This window comes from Mesorhizobium sp. M7A.F.Ca.CA.002.05.1.1, assembly GCF_003998335.1.
Lineage (GTDB): Bacteria > Pseudomonadota > Alphaproteobacteria > Rhizobiales > Rhizobiaceae > Mesorhizobium.
The window spans coordinates 1-2,727 of the sequence record NZ_RZQI01000802.1; the positions used below are offsets into that span (position 1 = coordinate 1).

The following is a 2,727-nucleotide window of genomic DNA, read 5'->3' on the forward strand; positions in this document are numbered from 1 at the left end:
CTTCACATCGACCGGCCATGTCGCCACATCAGGCCACGCCTGCGGCTGGCCCTTGTCGCCGCGGCGCGCAAAATAGAGCCTGTGCTGGGCCGGGTCGACCGCCATGAAGCCGTCATTGCCGCCGCAATCATGCGGCACGCAGCCGCTGGCGTAGAAGGTGCCCGAAGCGGTCTTTTCCGTGCCGCCGCCGACCAGCAGGCTGGTTGCCATGTCGGGCATGTCCTTGCCGAGAAGCTTTTTCGCTTCCTTGTAGACGGCCTCGTTGTGGAAGGCGTCGATGATGTTCTGGTACTTTTCCGGATCGATGTCTTTCCAGTCCGTGCCGGGTTCCGGCATGTAGGTCAGATTGCCCGAAATCGTCAGCCCATCGGTCGGCGACCATTGCAAAGCCGGCTTCTCATCCCCCGGCAGCAGATAGGGCACGAAATAGATGGCGTTGTCGGACACCGCCGAGGGCGGTGCGCCGCACTGGTCCTGCTCGACTGTCGTGCTCTGGATGGTGCCGCCTTCCGGTTTCCAGACGATCACCGTCGCCGGCCCGCATTGATTGCCGCCGTCGCCCACATCGAACAGCGCCACCTTGACGCCGCCGACCTCGACTATTTTGTCGAAGAAGACGTCATAATTGCTGGCCAGCTGCTGGCCGTCATAGGCAAGCACCTTCTCGCCATACTGTTCCTTCTGGGTGATGGTCAGCGTGCCGCCTTCGAAAGGGACGGGCGCCTGCTTGTCGTCATCGGCAGCGTCGGCGGCGTTCGTCCCCTGATCGGCGGACGGCTGGTCCGTCGCCGGGGCCGGCTGGGTGGCGGGTGCCTGTGTCTGCGCGAACGCGCTCACGGTTTGCCCTAGCAACAAGGCCAGCCCGCAAACGCCGGCAAGAAGCAAACGTGTCATGACTGTCCCTCCGTTCGCCGCCACGAACCCGGCCTGTGGCGGCCGGGTCAGATCCTGCGACTCAGGCCCAGGGGCGCTGTTCGGCGTTCCGCTTCTCGAACGACGCGATGGCGCCGGCCTTCTCCATGGTCAGGCCGATGTCGTCGAGACCGTTGAGCAGGCAGTGCCGCTTGAAGTCGTCGAGGTCGAAGGTGACGACACCGCCGTCGGGACCGCGGATTTCCTTGGCTTCGAGGTCGACCGACACTGTGGCATTGGAACCGCGCGAGGCGTCATCCATCAGCTTCTCGAGATCCTCGGGGCTGACGGTGATCGGCAAAATGCCGTTCTTGAAGCAGTTGTTGTAGAAAATGTCGGCGAACGAGGTCGAGATGACGCAGCGAATGCCGAAGTCGAGCAGCGCCCATGGTGCGTGCTCGCGGCTGGAACCGCAGCCGAAATTGTCGCCGGCAACCAGGATCTGCGCCTTGCGGTAGGCCGGCTTGTTGAGCACGAAATCCGGATTTTCCGAGCCGTCATCCTTGTAGCGCATTTCGGCGAACAGGCCGGTGCCGAGCCCGGTGCGCTTGATCGTCTTGAGGTAATCCTTCGGGATGATCATGTCGGTGTCGACATTGACGATCGGCATCGGAGCGGCGACGCCGGTGAGCTTGGTGAACTTTTCCATGGCTTTTGCCCGTGTTTTCGTTGCGGGGGGATTGCTGAGGCACGGTTTACACAAAGCCGGCAGCAAATAAAAGGCAACTGTTCGTGCACAGTGGCACAAGCCAGCCCGATGGTGCAGTCTGGCGGCCATGGCAGAAAACGCACACGTCCTCTATGCGCGTGAACCCGCGCTCGACATCGCCGAATTCCGGCGTGTGCTGGTCGAATCCGGCCTCGGCGAGACACGGCCGGTCGATGATGAAGCACGCCTGCGGGCGATGCTGTCGGGCGCCAATCTGGTGCTGACCGCGCGTCTCGACGTCGAAGGCAAGCCGCTGGTCGGCGTGATCAGAGGCATCACCGACTTCTCCTGGGTCTGCTACATCTCCGAACTCGCCGTTTCCCGATCGGCACAGGGGCTCGGCATCGGCAAGGGCCTGATGGACGAGGCGCGCCGGCAGCTTGGACCGTCGGTCGCCATCAGCCTGATCTCCATGCCCGACGCCGTCGGCTTCTACGAACGTATCGGCATGAAGCGCATGGCGGATGCATTCTGGTTCGACCGCAAGGGCTGAGATCTCTCTGGTTGGGGAACGAGAGAAGCGCGCCTTGCCTTCTCCCCCTGTGGGAGAAGGTGGATCGGCGCGCAGCGCCGAGACGGATGAGGGGTGTTCCAGCGGAGTGAGGCGTTGGCGTTCCCTGGAACACCCCTCATCCGTCGCCTTCGGCGACACCTTCTCCCACAGGGGGAGAAGGAAACGCCAACGCTCAAATCACGTTCAATTCCCGGAACGCCCGCCCTTCCGCGACTCGACCATAGCCAAACGCCGAACAATCCACCGTGCGATAGCCGCCATGAACGATCAGTTCGGCCAGCGCCTTGCCGACCGCCGGCGCCTGCTGCAGGCCGTGGCCGGAGAATCCGTTGGCGAAGATGAAATTGCCGACTTCGGGATGCGGACCGATCACCGCGTTCTGGTCGAGCGTGTTGTAGTCGTAGTGGCCGGCCCAGGCGCGGGTCGGCTTGATCGCCTCGAAGGCGGGAATGCGGGTCGCCAGCACCGGCCAGATCACCTCTTCGAACAGCGGCCAGTTTACCTCGAAGTCGCCGGGGTCGGGTGCGCGGTCGCCTTCCTCCGGTTCGGCGCCGCCGGTGAGGTAGACCGAGCCTTCCGGACGGACATAGAT

4 protein-coding genes are annotated in these 2,727 nt (G+C 63.4%); 1 reads left to right on the forward strand and 3 read right to left on the reverse strand.

Going from position 1 to position 2,727, the window contains the following annotated elements; all coding sequences use genetic code 11:
- Positions 1 to 894: hypothetical protein (locus EN939_RS28675; protein ID WP_127271071.1), on the reverse strand; the 894-nt coding region annotated here is incomplete at its 3' end.
- Between the two features lie 61 nt (positions 895 to 955).
- Positions 956 to 1,561 carry a 3-isopropylmalate dehydratase small subunit gene (gene leuD / locus EN939_RS28680; RefSeq protein ID WP_023810900.1) on the reverse strand — a complete coding sequence of 202 codons (606 nt, stop codon included), beginning with the start codon at positions 1,559 to 1,561 and terminating at the stop codon, positions 956 to 958.
- A gap of 127 nt (positions 1,562 to 1,688) precedes the next feature.
- Between leuD and EN939_RS28685 the strand changes: the two genes are divergently transcribed.
- Positions 1,689 to 2,114 carry a GNAT family N-acetyltransferase gene (locus EN939_RS28685; RefSeq protein ID WP_127271072.1) on the forward strand — a complete coding sequence of 142 codons (426 nt, stop codon included), beginning with the start codon at positions 1,689 to 1,691 and terminating at the stop codon, positions 2,112 to 2,114.
- 193 nt (positions 2,115 to 2,307) lie between these two features.
- Here the strand turns inward: EN939_RS28685 and EN939_RS28690 are convergent.
- Positions 2,308 to 2,727, reverse strand: a 420-nt coding sequence (locus EN939_RS28690) for an NAD(P)/FAD-dependent oxidoreductase (protein WP_164751296.1), incomplete at its 5' end; no start/stop codon positions are given.